The following is a 19,232-nucleotide window of genomic DNA, read 5'->3' on the forward strand; positions in this document are numbered from 1 at the left end:
CGAAAAAAAAGTTCCTCCTTGATAATCGCCAGCCTTACGGCAACGGTAACCTAGGAATCCTCTTCTTAATCGTAGCCAGGTCATTACGGTGACCTCGTAGAAACTTTCAGGCCAATCCCTGAAATTATACGAATATTTGTGTTGTTGTGCTTTATCATTTTAGGTTGACATGACATGTGTTGTCAATGGTAAAAACGAACATTATTCGTCATATTTTTTAGATTGTTCGTAAATCAGACAATTTTCGCGACGACACCACTTAACCCATTGTCATTGTCCGGCTGCTGAACGATTTAAAGGGGGGTTTCTCATAACGTATTAATGGTGCTCCCATCGATTGGGTTAGGGAGTTGTATAATTTGTATGATATGTAGGATTTGTTCTATATTTTTAGCCATTCCTTGGTTAAATATGTAGGTATATAAGATGAACTTAAGATTTTGCTACATTGGTTTTGGGTCGTAACTACGGTGAATGTTGGACTTCCAGCCGCTGTTGTCTCCGGATTTCTGGATTTTTACCGCTAGTAGCGGATGAAATCCGGAAACAAAGGCGGACGCTACCGCTCTTCCAGTTCCAAAATTCCCCTCCGTTACTTCAATCCTTTTTGTCAGTTTATCAAGTTCAATCTATATAGAATAACCTTCTCAATGAAATAACTGCATTCTGTACAGTTATTATTGAGGAATGATCCTGCTAAGTGAGTTTAGTTGTATTTTTTGCATTTATATCCCGAAAAAACCTCATGATGCACCTTCTACAAGGAAAATAGCTGCAGAAAGTGCAATTAAAGCATCGCCCCTCGGCCAAATTAATCATTTAAGTGTACAAACTACAATTAACCTGAAAAGCTAATTCCTATAACCCGCAGACACCTATACCATAACCATGTATTAAATAGACTTATTTAAACAAGTGCGCATAAAAAAGAACTGGAACACCGGTTACGGCAGTTCCAGCTCTTGCTTTTGCTTTTGGATGGTCCTACTACTCCCACTCAATGGTTGCAGGTGGTTTAGAGGTCACATCATACACAATGCGATTTACGTTTTCTACTTCGTTTACGATACGAACGGAGATTTTCTCCAATACATCCCACGGAATACGTGCCCAGTCAGCAGTCATCCCGTCGATGGAAGTTACTGCACGGATGCCTACGGTGTAGGAATACGTACGGGCATCACCCATAACACCAACACTTTTCATGTTAGGCAAAGCTGTGAAGTACTGCCAAATTTCACGGTCCAGACCGGCTTTGGCAATCTCTTCACGCAAGATTAAGTCGGAGTCCCGTACGATGGTCAGCTTTTCTTCTGTAATTTCACCCAGCACACGTATTGCAAGTCCCGGACCAGGGAAAGGTTGACGCCATACGATCGCATGCGGCATTCCCAGCTCTTCGCCCAATTTATGGACTTCGTCTTTGAACAATGTGTTCAGAGGCTCAATCAGGCTGAATTTCATATCTTCCGGAAGCCCGCCCACATTATGATGTGATTTGATAGTTTGTGCCGTTGCCGTTCCGCTCTCCACAATATCCGTATAGAGCGTTCCTTGGGCTAGGAATGAGAAATCTCCCAGCTTAGCCGACTCTTCATCGAAGCAATAGATGAACTCATTACCGATGATTTTACGCTTCTGCTCAGGGTCTTCTACACCAGCCAGCTTGCTCATAAAACGCTCACGGGCATCAATTTTGACAACATGAATATCGAACTTACCTACGAATGTTTCCATAACACTCTCTGCCTCGCCCTTGCGCAGAAGACCGTGATCGATAAACATGCAGGTTAATTGATCCCCAATGGCACGATGGATTAGCATCGCCACTACAGAGGAATCAACTCCGCCGCTGAGTGCACAAAGCACTTTTTTATCTCCGACTTTATCTTGAATATCCTTAATTGCGTCCTCAATAAACGATGACATCGTCCATTTGCCTTCGCAGCCGCAAATTTCGTACAGGAAGTTGGAAATCATCTCGTTACCACGTACGGAATGCTGTACCTCAGGGTGGAACTGAACGGCAAAGAATTTGCGTTCGTTGTGGCTCATTGCGGCGATTGGTGCGCTTTCGGTACCTGCGTCCAGCTTGAAGCCAACCGGAAGTTCCACAACATGGTCGCCATGGCTCATCCATACGGTCTGGCGGCTCTCAAGTCCCCCAGCGAGCAAAGCTCCTAGTTCAAAGTCAACGTCTGCTTTGCCGTACTCACGTTTGGCAGAGCGCTCCACTTTACCTTCAAGCTGATGGGCCATGAGCTGCATACCGTAGCAGATACCGAAGATTGGCAGACCCAAATCATAAATAGCTGGATCTACATGCGGTGCATTCTCAGCATAAACACTGCTAGGGCCGCCGGAGAAAATAATTCCCTTAGGTGAGAGTGCTTTGATCTTGTCAATTGGCGTATTGTACGGCAGAAGCTCGCTGTATACCCCTAGGTCCCGAATTCTGCGCGCGATAAGTTGGTTATATTGTCCTCCGAAATCGAGAACGACGATGATTTCATTTGGCTTGTCCATTACGTGCCTCCCTTGATTATTGGATTCATTATACTCATGGATAATTAACACCGTCAAGGAAAGGAGACACCGTATTGCAGAACCTTTTAGCCAAAATCAAAGGGTACACTTCCTGATCTTGCAAGAATAAACAAGCAATGCACGTTTATTAAGTTACACGCAGTGTAATGCCCAGGCAGACTCCTATAAATGCAGTGGCTGACTGGGAGTCAGGTAATGAGGGATCGGCGGGTCCGGCAGAGACCAACTGTGCATCCAACGAGGATGCACAGGCTGAAGAAGCCGGAATCGTTCGCTCGCGGAAGCAAGAGCGAAGGTGAACCGGGCTGTACGCCAGGAGCTCCCACTGGCGTACAAACTGCCAGACCGCTTCGCGTAGTCTGGCGTCTTCTATATGCAGGGAGGCGGCGTACTCCCTGCCGGTCATCCCCGGCGGCGGCTGGCCATAGCGCGCCGCCAGCCCTTGCCAAGCCAGAGTGGCTGCGGCCAGCAGCCGTTCTGGCTTGGCCGTTCTGCTGCTGCGCGCCGCCAGCAGCAGAGCCAGGCTGCGCCGCCAGCGCCAAGCGGCGGCGGGAAGCAGCAGCGCCGCCGCGCGGAGCGGCGCTGGGGTTGGCCCGCCCTGGCGCAGCCGGGCGGGGAGGGTGCCCGCGCCAAGCGCAGCGGGCGGGGGTTGACCCGGCAGCGCGGTGCCCTCTGCCGATAATGATCCCGGCGTGGGGTCGAAGGGAACCCAGCCCGCGCCGGGGAAATAAACCTCGACCCAGGCATGCGCATCTGCCTGGGTGACCGCATACCGCTGAGAGGCGGAGCCCTTCTCTGCGGTACCAGGCCCGTATCCCTGCACGTATCTTGCGGGAATATCGGCGCTGCGCAGCAGAGTAACCATTGCTGTAGCGAAGTGAACACAATAGCCCTTCCGGGACTCGAATAAGAAGTCGTCCACAAAATCCGCTCCTACCGGCGGTACCTGAGTATCCAAGGTGTATGGATAGCGACTCTGCAAATAATCCCTTACCGCAACGGCAGCATCATACCGGCTCCGTGCAGTTGCCATGATCTCTCCAGCCAGTTCCCGGACACGGCCCGGGAGTGAGGTGGGCAGCTCTAGATATGTGTCCTTTACCTTCACCGGGTCCGAACCGGCAAAGGCACGAAGAACCTCGGGGTTCGTCTCAGGCAACAACGATTTAACCCTATATGTGGATATCCGTGCAGATCCTCTAATGTTGGGCAGCCGGAAACTATCCTTCTCTGCATTCGTAAATATAAACCCCAGTTTACTGCCGTCAGCCAATTCAACGTTCGTAACATCTACAACCCTTCCAGCGCTAAATAACGGCTGCCCGCCAGTCGATGGAACAGCGAATTGCACCCGTTGAAGCAGCGAAGTCCCTCCTGATTCTATGAACTCTGTAGAACTCTCATCCGGCAGACTTGCCAAATTCAGCGGAAGATAAGCCTCGCCGCTTTTTCCCCATCGGCGTCCATCATAATAGGCGAAGCTTTCTCCGCGCCAATAGACGGGTAGACTGCTTTCTGCTGTGAATACAAGCTCATTGCTTTGGGACAATGGTGTGCCTAACTCTCCTTCACCAGAGCCGTAGCCTGTCATTCCCGCTGTCATTCCCGGTTGTACCGAACTTTCTCCTTCGGCCCACGCCTGCATTCTACCGAGCACCGGAAGCAATGAAATCGGCGATCCCGGTTGCGGGCTATACAGTTCACCCCCGCACCAAGATGCCACCGTTAGACCGGCACCAGCTATAAAAGCAGTAATTCCCCAGCGAGTATACGGAATTTTTTTCTGACCAGGATTTTTCTCACGCATTAGAAGCAGCCAGCACATCCCTTTCAGCCAAACAATCAATCCTGTTGAAATTACAATCTCCTGAAGGGTACTTATCTCAGTCAACCTGTTCAATATCAATAGATATATCAAGGTTACAATACTAAAAAGTGAAATACTGCCTCTAAAAAGAGCTAAATGCTGGACGGAGGCTACCAGCATCCCCCAACCAACCATCAGGATTAAGAGACGACTCTCACTGCTGAGTTCGGACATCCTTCCGGAAAGAAAAAGGACTGCATCCCCTTTGATTCCCGTGAGAAAAGCAGTTAACCAGGCTTTGCCTTTATCCTCTGCGCACATATATATCCATGATAAAAGAATAATTGCCAACTGCCCCGACTGGAGCAGCCAGCCAGGGCTCTGAAACAATCCGCATACTAATAGCAGCAATGCCGCCAGGCCAAGAACAGCCAGCAGCTGGCGGGTATCCTGGTCCTTGCTGATGCGGTATAGAGGAAGCAGCCACTGTACGAACAATCCCATTATAGGCAAAGAGAACAGCAGCCTGAAATATACGGGAAGCTTCCCCGAATTATCGGCTGAACTGCTCTCTTTCTTCCCCGGTGATCGACCTCGGTTCATAAATCTACTGTACTCTTGGTTGTCCAGATGGCTCATGGGAGGGTTCCACCCCCTGACCATAGGTCGGCAGTGCATGCTCAAGACAATATAATACCGCTCCCATACGTTTTAAACTGTCTCCGATGGTACCATTACTAGGAGAAGATTCATTAGACTTCCGATCCCATGCATAATATAAGGCGACCTTCACACCATGTGTTAACAGCTTGGCAATCACCTTAGCGGATTCCTGCTCCAGTGTCCCTGTAACCACAGCGATACTCATACCCGGAATCCATCCACGGGAGGCATCATCGAGCAACTGAGACAGACTTCTTGTACTATCGGGCTTAATTTCAGTGAGGACATCCAGTACCCTGCCCGGAATTTTCCCCAGCCCTTCATGCCTAGCCATCCCTTCGGGCCATCCGCCGCTGAACAGCTGAACATAAGCACCCGATCGCTCGGCAGAGCGCATCAATCCCATAGCTATGGAAACCGCCTTCTCAAACGCAGGAGTTTCCGTCCTCCTGCTACTGCGTGGCCGTAGAGCATCCATGGGGATCTCATAACTCTTGGAGGCATTATCCAGAACGATGCAGATCATTCGAACATCCCCCCGTTCAGGGGTTCGGCTGTGCAAAGTCCCATGCCGGGCTGAGCTTTTCCAATGGATCCGGCTCATTGGATCTCCGGGTAGGTAATGACGGATATCTGCAGCCTCTTCTTGGCTTCTACTGCGCAACGCAGCAGCTGACTCACCCGGAAAATAACCGCCCTGCATATTCATTTGTCCAAAAAACAATGGGGACGGAAGTACTTTAAATTCTGAACTTCCCTTCGGATAACTTATACCTGTGAACCATCCCGTTAAATCGCCCCATTTTACATAGCAATTCTCTAAATGGTGAAAGCCCCGTGTCACTTTCGGTAATCTATAGGTATAAATAAACGTTCTGCGAAAGCCGGGAAACAGCAGTTCTCGATGAGTATCACCGCTCCACCGGTCTGTAATTATCATCCAAGGCAATGGAATACGCGTACGAAAGCTCACTTGAACGGTGACTATAACCGATTCACCGGATATGGCATGAACCGGGGTGACCAGACGATTAATGTCTATCCGCTTAGGTCCAAGTAAATAAAGCAACAATCCGCCAACCAAAAGAACTCCGACAGCCACAGAAAGAAACAGCAGCTCAAAACCGCCTAATCCTAAATATAAACCGAAGAACAAGCCGCCTACACCCAGCATTCGCGCCCACTCTAACAAAGCCTTTTTATTGCGGAGATAGGGCAGTTTATCCGTCGGTTTTGGGTCAATCTTCTGTTGCGGATCTATTAACGATGAAGAGGACAATGGGACAACCCTTCCTTTTTCCATAGATTTAGATACTATCTATTCTTCCCAGGAAAAAGGGGGGGCAGACGCTGCAATGATCTCTTTTTGCCGTTAAATGCAATTTGTAAAGCTAATCAGCCTTCACCCTCCGCTCGTCGCTGGTCACAGTGGTTGCCAGGGGAGGATGCTCGACAATTTCAAGCAGATCCCGAAGCGATATCCAGATTACTCCGCCTATCATCTCCACCTTACCTTTCCTGACGGATACTTCCCCGTTGACTCCGTTGAAAGTCAGCTCTTTATTATTAACATCCGCCAAGAAGGATCGCCCATTCAAGGTAGCTTTTCCGCTGCGAATGCCCGCTTCCCAGTTCGCCGTACCTCCAAGTCGTTCAATAACGGCCCGCATAGGTACCATATATTGACCTTGCTCAATTCTATACTCTCCCGGCTTAAGCTTCGTTTCCTGCTTTCCCACTTCCAGTACCAGAGGCTTACCGACCGCGAACAACGCGCTGTTAGCGGTTATATTCGAGGCAATCCACGCCGCGGAGGGTTTAGCTCCTTCCGAACCGGCATTGGACGAAGAAACCCTGAATTGTACCGGCTTAACTTGGTTATCCAGTACACCAAAGGTGTACCCTGCCTCTTTGTAGCGAGCAATGATTTGAGGGAGAGCCTTAGCACTTTCTTCATGCCCTCCCCCATCATGCATTAGGAGAATTACACGGGAGGACGTAGTGTTCGGAACCGCGTCTTTAATGATTTCAGCTGCCGGCACCCCCCTTCGTTTGGAGTCGCCGCTGTCCACAGTCCAGTCTGTAACTATGTACCCTGCTTGCTTCAGCAGGTAGAAGTAGGTATCATCAAAATGACCGAAGGTTCCGCCGGGTGCCCGAATGAGCTGAGGTCTTGTACCTGTGATGCCTCGAATAATCTCTTCCGTCTTCTTGATCTGATTCCAAAAGCGGGTAAATCCGCTATATAATTCGTGATAATTATGATCATAGCTATGATTGCCTATGGCATGACCCTGTTCCCAAATGTCGCTAATGACCTCCGGATGGCTTTTAGCTCCGTTACCCAACACAAAAAAGGTCGCCTTCACTCCTTCACGTTTTAGAATATCAAGCACTTTTGCAGTGACTGGACTGGGTCCATCGTCAAAGGTTAAATAGACTATTTTACGGGATTCATTGTCTTTTGATGCGACTGCGGGCGTTGGTGAGACCTGAGGAGTGTTCGGTTGCTGTGCAGCGGAGGAATATTTTATGGTGGCAGGAACAATTTGTCTTGCATGAACCGGGGATTTCTCCTGCAGCTTTGTTGTCCTGATACTTGCAGCTTGCGAGGTGCCGCAACCTGATATCACCATCATTACAGCTATCATTAAAAGCAATCCGCGCAGAACTAATCCTAGGCTGCGGGCTTTCTTGTTATCCCTCATCTTCTCTACCTCCAGCATTCTATTGGCTTTTGGTAGATTGTATGAAGACAAGCTTAAGAATAGAATAACAACTGCCTTCCTGGAGAGTGACAACCTAATGGAAATGTTGAAATGGATTCAAGAGTTATTTGCCAATTACGGATATAGTGTATTGTTCTTTGGGCTGCTGCTGGAGTTCGTCGCTTTGCCTTTTCCGGGTGAGACCACCTTGGCCTTTGCTGGGTTCCTGTCCTATATGGGAAGATTGGATTTCATGACCTTAATTCTAGTCGCCTTCTTTGGCACAACCGTCGGTATGACAACAACCTATTTCATCGGACTGAAAGCCGGACTACCTTTTATACAGCGCTATGGAAAATGGTTTTTGATCTCTCCGAGCAAGCTGGACAAGACGCAGCGTTGGTTCGAACGGTACGGAAGCATCCTCATTTTCATCGGTTACTTTATTCCCGGTGTACGTCACTTTACCGGTTATTTCTCCGGTATTATCGCCCTGCCCTTCCGAAAATTCGCCTTATATGCTTACAGCGGCGCCCTATTTTGGGTATTGCTGTTTCTCGGCCTAGGGCGGATATTCGGTCCTCAATGGGAGGGAGTTTTCCATTTGTTCGAGCTTTATGATATATGGATCGTTGCAGGTATTGCGGTTGTGGCCCTGGTCATTATCTTATACCGCTACCGCCGTAGCATAAGTGCCCACTTAGGTAAACGAAAGGCTGAGATTAAATTGAAAGCCGAAATAAAAGAGTCCTCCAGAGGCGGTGAATGAACCGCCCTTTTTGTTGCGCAGTTTTTGGCAAGACTTTGTATCCTTCTATTGATAAAATAGCTTTAGTGATCCTGAGATAAGCGGGGGTGCAGCTAATGAACCATTTCATTAGATTACTGATCTTCTTCATCGTCATATTGGCAGGGTGTTCTAATAATAAAGCGACAGAATACCCTTTACTGCCCTATCCAGAAGTTGTTGTGTGGGATAACAAATCCTATGTTGTGACCGATGAAATCGTAAGTCATTTATCTATTGGACAAAAGCTGGGTGATGTCAAACGTTACATAGATCCAAACCTAGCCTTGCCTGAAAAAAATGAAGATTCCACTATAGCCCCTGTAGGGAGTACAATCTATGAAATAAAAGATAGCGACTTGAATTCTGAATTTGCCGTGAAAATTAATGGGCAGCTTCGAAAAGCCGTATATTATGAGCCTTAATATAGCTCGAATATTCTAAGAAAGCGGGATCAACCTGTGAAAATAGATCGATTGCTATCCATTGTTATCCTGTTAATGAACCGAAATTTGATTCAGGCTAAAGAGCTCGCCGACATGTTTGAGGTGTCCGTGCGCACGATTTACCGTGATATCGAAAGTATTAATCAAGCGGGCATTCCCGTGGTTACCTATCAAGGAGCTAACGGCGGAATAGGGCTTATGGAAGGGTACCGCCTTGACCGAAATGTTCTAACCGATCGGGAACTGGCTGATATTTTCACGGCCCTTCAGAATGTCTCTGCTTATGGCGGGGGCGAACATTCCCTCCTCATGGAGAAGATCAGCAGCGTGATTCCCCCCTCCAAAATCGATGCCTTCCGCAGCAAAACGACCCAGCTCGTGGTCGACTTTTCACCTTGGGGGATTAACAGTCCTCTGGAAGAGAGGCTGAGTACTTTGAAGGAGGCGCTTGATAAGAGCGTAACGGTAACCTTCGAATATGTCAGTGCAGAGGGTCAGGCAACTCTGCGCTCAGTGGAGCCTTACACGCTGGTGTTAAAGGGGCAGTCATGGTATTTATACGGCATATGTACTTTACGGCAGGAATTCCGGCTGTTCAAGCTGCTGCGGATGAAGACGCTTGTGAAGGAGACACGTAGTTTTACAAGACAAGATCTCCCTGCCAAAGGGCTCCCTTGGATCGCTGAGATGACAAGAGAACCTTCATTGGTGCCGGTGGTTCTGCGCTTCACTCCGGAAGGCAAACACCTTGCCGAAGATCGTTTTGACTACACAGAGCTTGAGGCAGACGATAAGGGCGGCTATAGGGTTTCGCTCGACTATCCTGAGGACGGGTGGTTATATGGCTTCCTACTAAGCTTCGGAACAGCTGTGGAGGTGCTTTCGCCGGAGCATATACGCCTTAAGCTTGGGGAGATGGGCGCAGGAATTGCTGCAAAATATGGATGCTCCTAATAAACCTGACGGAATGTCGTCAGGTTTATTTTTTTATAATGGGTACATAACCTAAGCTTAAAGATTAACCACTACAAATTTAGAGGAGCGAATTCGAAAATGGAACAGGGACAGAACCAGGAGCAAGTATTCTGCCAAAGCTGCAGTATGCCCATACAGGATGCCGCGTTATTGGGTACGGAACAGGATGGCAGCAAAAACAGTGAATATTGCATGTACTGCTATGAAGCCGGAGAATTTAAGCAACCTGACATTTCTCTTCAGGAAATGACTGATCTATGTACCGGTTTTATGGTTCAGGAAGGTATGCCTGAGGAAACGGCACGACAGATGCTTGCTGAACAACTGCCCCGCCTGAAACGGTGGAATGCTTCCTAATTTAAGAACCTTTGAATGGGTGGTAATGAGCAACTGAGACGGAATGAAGAGTATAAGTACCTTTGAATCGTGGTGTCGAGTACGGAGGTCAAAACTAGTCTCGGGTATTACCTGGTTAGTTGCACTTTATACATCTATTAGGTGCAGAAATGGGACTCGAAGAGCTTTAATTGTATTAAGTGCAACTAAAATATACCAAAAGAGGCATTTTCGCCAATTATTGTAGTCATAGGTGTATAAAGTGCAACTATAGTGAGCCGTTCGGGTATGTTGGATGGTTTAGTTGTATAAAATACACTTAGACGCTCAGATGGGCCTCGGAAAAACTCAGAAATGTCTCCATATTACAAAAAAATACGAAAACAGACTTCTTAGAGTCGATCTTCCAGATTGTGATTGTGAGAGAAGCCTAACCGTTATATTCCAGAAAGGGACTAATCCTTCGGTCTGTACTGACCGGAGGATTAGTCCCTTTTATATTTATATATTGTTTACTTTAGTTCGCCGTTTCTTTCTCCGTCTTCAAGAAATCAGGCTGCGGCGAAGTTTTTTGAATAAAGAAAGCCAGCACCAATGCAGCCACTGTTACCCAGGTAGCTACTGTAAAGGCATGGGTAATCCCATTGATCTGAGCTTCCTGTGTAAGCTGCAACATTGCAGCCTTGTCCGTTTGTGAGACAGTTCCGCTCACTACAGCATCTGTGATGAAGTCTTTAACCCGGTTGGTCATCAGGCTGACGAAAAGGGCAATACCGAGTGCACCCCCTACCGTACGCAGCGTATTGGACATTGCTGTACCATGCGAACTGAGACGCTGAGGCAATTGGTTAAGGCCTGCGGTAACAATCGGCATCATGAGCATCGACATCCCGAACATCCGCGCCGTATACGTCAGAATAAGATGAGTGTATGAGGTTGTCTCTGTAAGCTGGCTGAATTCCCATGTTGTAACTACCGTAATGAGAAGACCTATGACAGACAACCATCGTGCACCGATTTTATCAAAGATAATGCCCGTTATCGGGGACATAATTCCCATCAGGATAGCACCCGGCAGCAGCATAAGCCCAGAGTCTATCGGCGTAAAGCCGCGAATCGTTTGTAGATATATAGGCAGCAAAATCATACCTGAATACATAGCCATAGTTACAATAATATTAATGATTGTAGTGAGGGTAAACATGTTGTATCTGAAAATACGCACTTCCAGCAGCGGCTTATCTGTCGTAAGCTCACGCACAACGAATAGAATCAAAGAAATAACGCCCAAGACCAGACAGATGATTACGGTCTTACTTCCCCAGCCTTCGGTTCCGGCATCACTGAATCCGTACAGCAATCCTCCAAAGCCAAGTGTTGAGAAAATAATGCCCGGTTTATCCAGCGTAGGCGAGGTTACTTTCCCTACATTTTGCATCGTCTTCATTCCAAGTAAAGTCGAAAAAATGGCTAACGGTAGAACGATATAGAAAAGCACGCGCCAAGAGTAATTCTGTACTACCCAGCCTGACAACGTAGGGCCTACCGCCGGAGCAAAAATCATAGCAACGGCCATGAGTCCCATCGCTTTACCCCGCTCTTCAATCGGGAAAATCCGCAAGAACACAATGTTCATGAGCGGCATCAAAATACCCGCGCCGACAGCCTGAATTACTCTGCCGACCATGATCATTTCAAATCCGATACCCACTGCACAAACCAGCGTACCTATTGAAAATAAAACCATTGCAGTAGTAAAAAGCTGACGGGTCGTAAACTTCTCCACCAGATAAGCACTGATAGGAACAAGAACACCATTGACCAGCATAAATCCAGTCGTTAACCATTGCGCCGTATTGGCGACAATGTTCAAATCCTCCATCATTTTCGGCAATGCCACGTTCATAAGCGTTTGATTCAAAAGCGCCACAAAAGCGCCTATAAGCAACGCCGCAATGATGGGGCCTCTGCGTAAAGTCTTAGATCCTGCAGCAGCGTTAGCAGTTATTGTACTCATAGCTTCTTTTTGTCTCTCCCTTGTTCTAATATTTTGACGATTTCACCGTGGATCCGCAGCAGTTCCCCGGCGTCCTCGGTGGGAATAGTTGAAAGCGGCAGCAAATGTCTTCTCAGAGATTGTTTGCTTCGTTCCCTAATTTCAATACCCTTATCGGTCATCGACAGCTTGAAGCTGCGCCGATCACTCTCCGAACGCTGCCGGGTTATCAAGCCCGCCTTCACCATGCGGTCAACGACTCCACTCGCCGCACTGTTTCCTAAATGAAGCAGCTCCGCAAGCTCAGTGATGCCAATTTCAGGGTGCATAGACAGCTTCCGCAGCACTATGAGCTGAGTCGGTGTAATCTCAAGCTCTTCGGCATCTTTCCACAGAAGCTGCTGGAATGCATGACTTATACGGCGAAAAGAAGAAACGATCTCGTCCAACTGCTGCTCATTTCCCTCCAACACATTTACCCCCAATTAACTTTAAAAGATATAGTTCGCATACGAACTATTTTACTATTTACGTATTTATTCGTCAATAGTTTACTGAAAGTTTCTGAAAGTGCGCAAAGAGTAACCAAAATATTTAATTGCACTTTTTGCAGCTATTCGGTGTGAAATAGACGCTCGGAGCACTTTAGTTGTATTTCGTGCAATTAAAAACCACTCTGGGGCTGTTATTTGGGTAAAACGGGGTTTTTAGATGCACAGAATACAGCTATTTCTCTATTAGCAGAGATTGCAATAGTTATAAGTGTATGATGAGCAACTAAATACAAAAAGAGCGTGCCAATTATTACATTGGCACGCTCTTTTTATACTTATATTCTGCTGGCCGCACTTTCCAGAACCGGGAGCCGTAATTGGCTGTCGATCTCCACAGGGGTCTGCCCCTTGCTCTGCAGGCCTCCGGCAATCGACATCATCAGCTTGATCCGGTTCGTCTGGTTCACTATGCTGACTCCCGCATCATAATCAATAGCTGCGATGTTGGCACCCGGATAAAGCTCCTTAAGTCCTTTGATCATCCCTCGGCCTGTTATGTGGTTAGGCAAGCAAGCGAACGGCTGAATACAGACGATATTGTTAACCCCATGATCAAGCAGCTCCATCATCTCAGCTGTCAAGAACCAACCTTCACCCATCTGATTGCCCACGGATACCAGACGGCTCGCTTTTTCGGCCAAACCGTAGATATTTTCGCGGCCCTTCGTCAGCTTAGCAGCTTCAAGCGCTGTTTTGATTGGCTTTCGATACATTTCCAGATAGGAAATCAACATTGGATTAATATAGCCGAGTTTTTTGCTTTTACCAAACTGCTCTGCTTTGTAGATAGGGTTGTAGAGGCAGTAGAAGATAAAATCCAGGAAATCCGGCATGACCGCTTCTCCGCCCTCAGACTCAATCAACTCTACGATCTGATTATTGGCATCCGGATGGAACTTAATTAGGATTTCACCAACGATACCTACTTTAGGTTTAACCACAGCCACCACAGGTAGCTTGCAGAACTCCGAGACGATATCACGAATCAGCCGTTTGTATTCCCGGAACGAAAAGGACGACAAGCTGTCTTTGCATCGATCCATCCCTTTACGGAATAAAGCCTGCGCGCTGCCCGGCAGCAGCTCATAAGGTCTGAAGCGGTATAACATACGCATCATGAGGTCACCGTAGCATGCGGCTGCAATAAGCCGGTTAGCCAGCTTAAGGTTAATACGGAAGCCCGGCTGGTTCTCCATACCTGACGCATTGAGCGAAATGACCGGGATTTGCCCCAGCCCTGAATCCTTCAGAGCTTTACGCAGCAAAGCAATGTAGTTAGTCGCCCGGCAGCCTCCGCCGGTCTGCGACATAATTACCGCTGTACAATTCGGATCATAATCCCCGCTTTTCAGAGCGGATAATATCTGTCCTATCGTTACAATCGCGGGATAGCAGGCGTCATTATTTACAAACTTCAGCCCTTCCTCCGTCTCCTCGGGGCCTGTTGTCTCCAGAATCTTCAGGCGATATCCGGCATCTTGGAATACCCGCTCGAACAATTCGAAGTGAACAGGGGACATTTGCGGAGCCAGGATCGTATAGGTTGCCTTCATTTCCTTGGTGAAAGGTACATTTAATTGCTCTTTGTAGAGCTGCTGAGGCTGCAGTTTACTTTTGTCCCGCTCACGCATTGCCGCCAGCAAAGAACGCAACCGGATCCGGGCCGCACCGAGATTACTGATCTCGTCAATTTTGATTAGCGTGTATACTTTATTATTCCGCTCCATAATTTCCTGAACCGCATCACAGGTAATCGCATCAATACCGCAGCCAAAGGAGGTCAATTGCACCAGCTCGAGATCATTTCTGGTTGCGGCGAGGCGGGCTGCCCGGTACATCCGAGCATGATAGGTCCACTGATTCACAACGCTCATTTCGCCTTCGCTATGATCCAGATGACATACCGAATCCTCAGTCAGTACGGCAAGACCCATTCCTGTAATTAGTTCTGCCAAACCATGATTGATTTCAGGGTCGGCATGATACGGATGTCCGCAGAGCAATATTCCTTTGGTACCGCTGCTCGTCAGATAAGCCAGCGTCTCCTCACCCTTAGTTCGAACATCGTCCTTGGCTCGATTCGCTTCCAGCAGACCTGCTTGAACAGCAGCCGAAATCTCTTCCTTCGGAATGTGTGTAAATGTTCTTGCCAATCCTTTGGTCAATGCGGATATATCGTCAAAGGTTAGAAACGGACTAACCATAGGAATTCCGCCTTCCTTTAACCCATCCATATTGTTGCGGATAACTTCGGGATAGGATGCAACCACGGGGCAGTTAAAATGGTTATGGGCAGCCTCATCCTCTTTCTTCTCATACACTACAGCAGGGTAAAAAATAAAATCGACACCTTGACCGATTAGACTCTGCACATGCCCGTGAGCCATTTTTGCGGGATAGCATATGGATTCTGAAGGAATAGTATCCATACCACTCTCGTACAGCTTCTTGCTCGATATCGGTGAAAGAATCGCCCGATAACGCAATGAGGTAAAAAAGGCGTGCCAGAAAGGATAATTCTCGAACATGTTCATCGTACGCGGTAGGCCTACAGTTCCACGATCCGCCTGTGCCACCGGTAACGCCTCATAGTCGAAGAACCGTTCATACTTGTACTGCATGAGGTTCGGTAGAACATTCTTCTCTTTCTTCCGGCCTGCGCCGCGTTCACAGCGGTTCCCGGTAACGTGAAAGCTCTTATCCGGGAACCGGCTGATCGTCAGCGCACAATTATTGCTGCAGCGCCCACATCGGCCTGGAGAAACCTGATAAGTGAAATCCTCCAGCTCCTCCTGCTTCAGCAGTGTACTTATACCTGCATTCCCCACCTGTTCTCTAGCAAGAATTGCGCAGCCATAGGCTCCCATAACTCCGGCAATATCCGGACGGACTACCGTACGGCCGGTCAGGCTCTCAAAGGCCCGCAGGACGGCTTCGTTATAGAAAGTTCCGCCCTCAACGATGATGTTTTCCCCTAGATCCTCAGGATTACGAATTTTGATTACCTTTTGCAGGGCATTCTTTACCACAGAATAAGCAAGCCCGGCTGATAAATCAGCCAAGGACGCACCTTCCTTCTGCACCTGTTTCACTTTTGAATTCATAAATACAGTACAGCGTGAACCTAGGTTCACCGGTTGGGTTGCTTCGAGTGCAGACTCGGCAAATTCTTCGATTCCAAGATCCAAAGCAGAGGCAAAGCTCTCCAGAAAAGAACCGCAACCCGCAGAGCAGGCCTCGTTCAGCATAAGGCTATCGATCGCCCCACCGCGAATTTTGATACACTTCATGTCCTGTCCGCCAATATCGAGGATAAAATCGACCTTCGGCATAAACTTAGAAGCGGCTTTGAAATGCGCTACAGTCTCAACCTCGCCAGCGTCTGTTTTAAGAGCGGATTTAATTAGCCCTTCTCCGTAACCCGTGGCACAGCTTCCTGCAATATAGCAGCCTTCAGGCATGATTTGATATATTTCCTTCAATGCATCAGTGACCGAATGCAGCGGGTTACCTTTATTGCTTCCATAAAAAGTATGGAGAATTTCATCCTGTGAACCTGTAAGCACCAGCTTAGTTGTCGTAGAACCGGCATCAATGCCCAAATAACAAGCTCCACGATAGGAAGCCAGGTCCGCCCGGGGGGCTGTCGCTTTTCCATGTCTAATCCTGAACTCCACCAGATCATCCAACGTCTCAAAAAGCGGCGGCAATTCAGCATCCAGATTCCGGTCACCGGAGAAATCCACGGCCGTTATCCGCTCCAGCCATGCCCCCATAGTCATAACAACAGGCTCTGTAATAGATAAGGCTGAACCAATGGCTACAAAATACTGAGAGCGTTCCGGAAAAAGAATATCACTTTCCGATAAACCCAACGTTACTGCAAACCGAGCCCGAAGCTGTGGCAAAAAGGTGAGCGGTCCTCCAAGAAAGGCTACCTTGCCGCGAATAGGACGTCCGCAGGCCAGTCCGCTGATCGTCTGATTTACGATACTCTGAAAAATGGATGCTGCTATATCCTCACGGCGTGCCCCTTCGTTGAGCAGGGGTTGGACATCGCTTTTCGCAAATACACCGCAGCGCGAGGCAATTGGATATAGGGTCTCATGTTTTGCAGCCAACTCATCCAAGCCCCCGGGGTCCGTCTGCAGCAGAGATGCCATTTGGTCAATGAACGCACCCGTACCTCCCGCACAGGCATTGTTCATACGTTGTTCGATGCCGCCGCTCAGATAAATAATTTTGGCATCCTCTCCGCCCAGCTCAATGGCTGTGTCACACTCCGGGATTCGCTCATGAATTGCTTTTGTACAAGCAATGACCTCCTGAATAAATGGAATGCCTCCCAGTTTAGATAGGGACAACCCTGAGGAACCGCTTACAACGAGTGCTGCCTCTCTCTCTGGAAACCTGTCACCTACGTCTGACAACAGAGAGAGAATTGCTTTTTTAATATCACTATAGTGTCTTACATAATCCTGATAAATAATTGAATGTTGCTCCATGACAACCAATTTGGCTGTAGTTGAACCGATATCAAGCCCGATGCGCAGCATCATCACTCCATCACCATGCCTTGTTACAAATTTGAAGTAATATGAGCAACTATATCATGGGAGAGCAGTGCTTTAGCTGTTAAAAATGTAACAGACTTTTAGAAAATTTTACCACCACACCTTATTTCAAATCCAGAAGTTGTACCGCTGCTTCAACATGCCCTTTCACGCGTACCTTGCGCCATTCTTGTTTCAACACACCTTCTTCGTCAATGAGGAACGTCGAACGAACGATACCCATAAATTCCTTGCCATATAACTTCTTAAGCTGCCACACTCCAAACCTCTCACTCACCTTATGATCCTCATCCGAGAGCAGCAAAAAAGGAAGTTCATTCTTAGCTATAAATTTAGTATGGGACTCGAGGCGATCTGGACTAATTCCTAGAATCACCGCCCCCTTCGCGGTAATCTGATCGTGGACATCACGAAATTTACAGGCCTCTTGGGTGCAGGCTGGCGTCATATCTTTAGGGTAAAAATAGAGGATAATCTTATGTCCCCGGTATTGGCTGAGGCTCACTTGATTCCCGTCAGAAGCGGGAAGTGTAAAGTCCGGTACGGTATCTCCGATAGTTACAGTGTTCATATTAGGTATTCACTCCTTCAAATTAAGACACAAACCGCTAAGCACTTGCGAAACTTTTGCCGAAATTGATTGTATACTTAAAAGAAATTATAATGTAAGGAATGTAAATGCGAAAGGAAGAACGAGAAATGCCGCCAAGAACGAAAAGACATGCAAAAACAAAAAAAACCAAATCTAAAAAACCGCTGCTCTGGACTCTAGCTATAATCCTTCTAATCATCGTCGGCTTCGCAGTTTATTTTTTCGGATCCATTTTTAACGGTCTGGAGAACTTCAATAAGAGAGGCGATAACTCACCTTTTAAAGATGTTGTTGAATCCGTAGACGTCAAGACCCCTGAACCTCCAAAATGGGAGGGTACAGAACCCGTGAATATTCTGCTGATGGGTGTGGATGCACGCGGAGTTAAAAAAGGCGAGGTTCCCCGTTCCGATACCATGCTGGTTGCTTCCTTGGACCCGGTAAAGAAAAAGTTCTATGTATTCTCCATTCTTCGAGATACTTATGTATCTATTCCGGGGTATGATAAGGATCGTATCAATACAGCGATTACTCACGGATCCAACGTAGCAATGCAGACTGTAAGCGATTTGCTTGGGATTCCGATTCAATATTACGTATATACCGACTTTCAAGGCTTCATTAAGCTGATTGATGAGATCGGCGGCATTGATTATGACGTCGAGAAGGACATGGTATACAAGACCAAAGCCGACGGACCAGAATATGATATTGATTTGAAAAAAGGCTTTCAGCATCTGGATGGCAGTATGGCTCTGCAATATGTGCGCTTCCGCCACGATGCTACCTCCGACTTCACCCGGACCCAGCGCCAGCGTGGATTTCTCAAGGCTGTAGCAGACAAGATGAAGAGTACTACCTCTCTAATCAAGCTGCCTTCGATCCTCTCGGCGGTCAATCCTTATGTGGATACGAACTTGTCCGTAAACGATATGTGGAAGCTGGCCAATCTGGGATATAAGAGCAGCATGGGCGGTAGTGAGCAGATTCCGCCGATGGACCTGCTTGTAGAAGAAAAAACTCGCGGCGGTTCCGCAGTAATCGGTATAAGCAGCACCGAGGAACTGAAGCAATTTGTGGAAGATACGATGACTGAGCCTGTGCCTACTGCTTCTCCTGAAACTACAAACGCTGGCAGTACTTCCGAATCAAGTAATTAGACTATAAACAGGACTTAGACGGGCGGACGGCGGCGATGACTGCAGTTCGCCCGTTCCCCTGCCTTCTACCATGGACAAATGAAAGGA

Annotated in this window: 13 protein-coding genes and 1 riboswitch; of the genes, 5 read left to right on the forward strand and 8 right to left on the reverse strand. The window is 47.7% G+C overall.

The annotated features are described in order from the left end of the window. Nucleotides 1–52 precede the first annotated feature (52 nt). Nucleotides 53–152: riboswitch (purine riboswitch) on the reverse strand. Between the two features lie 835 nt (nt 153–987). From guaA to PWYN_RS08665, 4 genes are all read right to left on the reverse strand, one after another. Next, the gene (guaA, locus tag PWYN_RS08650; RefSeq protein WP_036650411.1) at nt 988–2,526 is read right to left on the reverse strand and encodes a glutamine-hydrolyzing GMP synthase; all 1,539 of its coding nucleotides are present in this window, start codon (nt 2,524–2,526) and stop codon (nt 988–990) included. A gap of 148 nt (nt 2,527–2,674) precedes the next feature. Continuing rightward, the gene (locus PWYN_RS08655; RefSeq protein ID WP_036650413.1) at nt 2,675–4,993 is read right to left on the reverse strand and encodes a DUF4129 domain-containing transglutaminase family protein; all 2,319 of its coding nucleotides are present in this window, start codon (nt 4,991–4,993) and stop codon (nt 2,675–2,677) included. Next, the gene (locus PWYN_RS27950; RefSeq protein ID WP_052087845.1) at nt 4,962–6,296 is read right to left on the reverse strand and encodes a DUF58 domain-containing protein; all 1,335 of its coding nucleotides are present in this window, start codon (nt 6,294–6,296) and stop codon (nt 4,962–4,964) included. The genes PWYN_RS08655 and PWYN_RS27950 overlap by 32 nt, the downstream gene beginning before the upstream one ends. A 112-nt stretch (nt 6,297–6,408) precedes the next feature. After that, nucleotides 6,409–7,725 carry a polysaccharide deacetylase family protein gene (locus PWYN_RS08665; RefSeq protein WP_052087846.1) on the reverse strand — a complete coding sequence of 439 codons (1,317 nt, stop codon included), beginning with the start codon at nt 7,723–7,725 and terminating at the stop codon, nt 6,409–6,411. 97 nt (nt 7,726–7,822) lie between these two features. On the opposite strand from PWYN_RS08665, the gene PWYN_RS08670 reads away from it, so the two are divergent. The 4 genes from PWYN_RS08670 (at nt 7,823) to PWYN_RS08685 (ending at nt 10,290) form a co-directional block, all read left to right on the forward strand. Then, on the forward strand, nt 7,823–8,494 hold the full coding sequence (locus tag PWYN_RS08670) for a DedA family protein (protein WP_036650414.1): 672 nt from the start codon (nt 7,823–7,825) through the stop codon (nt 8,492–8,494). Between the two features lie 95 nt (nt 8,495–8,589). After that, nucleotides 8,590–8,937, forward strand: a complete 348-nt coding sequence (locus PWYN_RS08675; protein WP_036650416.1) for a NisI/SpaI family lantibiotic immunity lipoprotein — start codon at nt 8,590–8,592, stop codon at nt 8,935–8,937. Between the two features lie 36 nt (nt 8,938–8,973). Continuing rightward, a complete protein-coding gene (locus PWYN_RS08680) occupies nt 8,974–9,912 on the forward strand; it encodes a helix-turn-helix transcriptional regulator (RefSeq protein WP_036650418.1) in 939 nt (312 codons plus the stop codon). Between the two features lie 99 nt (nt 9,913–10,011). Continuing rightward, nucleotides 10,012–10,290: a zinc ribbon domain-containing protein gene (locus PWYN_RS08685; RefSeq protein WP_036650420.1), complete on the forward strand. Its 279-nt coding sequence runs from the start codon at nt 10,012–10,014 to the stop codon at nt 10,288–10,290. A 496-nt stretch (nt 10,291–10,786) separates the two neighbouring features. Here PWYN_RS08685 and PWYN_RS08690 read toward each other — a convergent pair whose 3' ends face one another. The 4 genes from PWYN_RS08690 to bcp all read right to left on the reverse strand — a co-directional run bounded on the left by PWYN_RS08690 (nt 10,787) and on the right by bcp (nt 17,964). Then, nucleotides 10,787–12,286 (reverse strand): DHA2 family efflux MFS transporter permease subunit, encoded by a 1,500-nt coding sequence (locus tag PWYN_RS08690; protein ID WP_036650421.1) that lies wholly within the window; start codon nt 12,284–12,286, stop codon nt 10,787–10,789. Next, nucleotides 12,283–12,735, reverse strand: coding sequence for a MarR family winged helix-turn-helix transcriptional regulator (locus PWYN_RS08695; protein ID WP_036650423.1), 453 nt, complete (start codon nt 12,733–12,735; stop codon nt 12,283–12,285). The genes PWYN_RS08690 and PWYN_RS08695 overlap by 4 nt, the downstream gene beginning before the upstream one ends. 359 nt (nt 12,736–13,094) lie before the next feature. Then, nucleotides 13,095–17,378: a 2-hydroxyacyl-CoA dehydratase gene (locus tag PWYN_RS08700; RefSeq protein WP_052087847.1), complete on the reverse strand. Its 4,284-nt coding sequence runs from the start codon at nt 17,376–17,378 to the stop codon at nt 13,095–13,097. Between the two features lie 118 nt (nt 17,379–17,496). Next, a complete protein-coding gene (bcp, locus tag PWYN_RS08705) occupies nt 17,497–17,964 on the reverse strand; it encodes a thioredoxin-dependent thiol peroxidase (protein WP_036650425.1) in 468 nt (155 codons plus the stop codon). Nucleotides 17,965–18,092: 128 nt separating this feature from the next. Between bcp and PWYN_RS08710 the strand changes: the two genes are divergently transcribed. Next, the gene (locus tag PWYN_RS08710) at nt 18,093–19,145 is read left to right on the forward strand and encodes an LCP family protein (RefSeq protein WP_036650427.1); all 1,053 of its coding nucleotides are present in this window, start codon (nt 18,093–18,095) and stop codon (nt 19,143–19,145) included. The last annotated feature ends 87 nt before the right edge of the window (nt 19,146–19,232 follow it).

It is taken from the genome of Paenibacillus wynnii (assembly GCF_000757885.1).
Lineage (GTDB): Bacteria > Bacillota > Bacilli > Paenibacillales > Paenibacillaceae > Paenibacillus_AQ > Paenibacillus_AQ wynnii.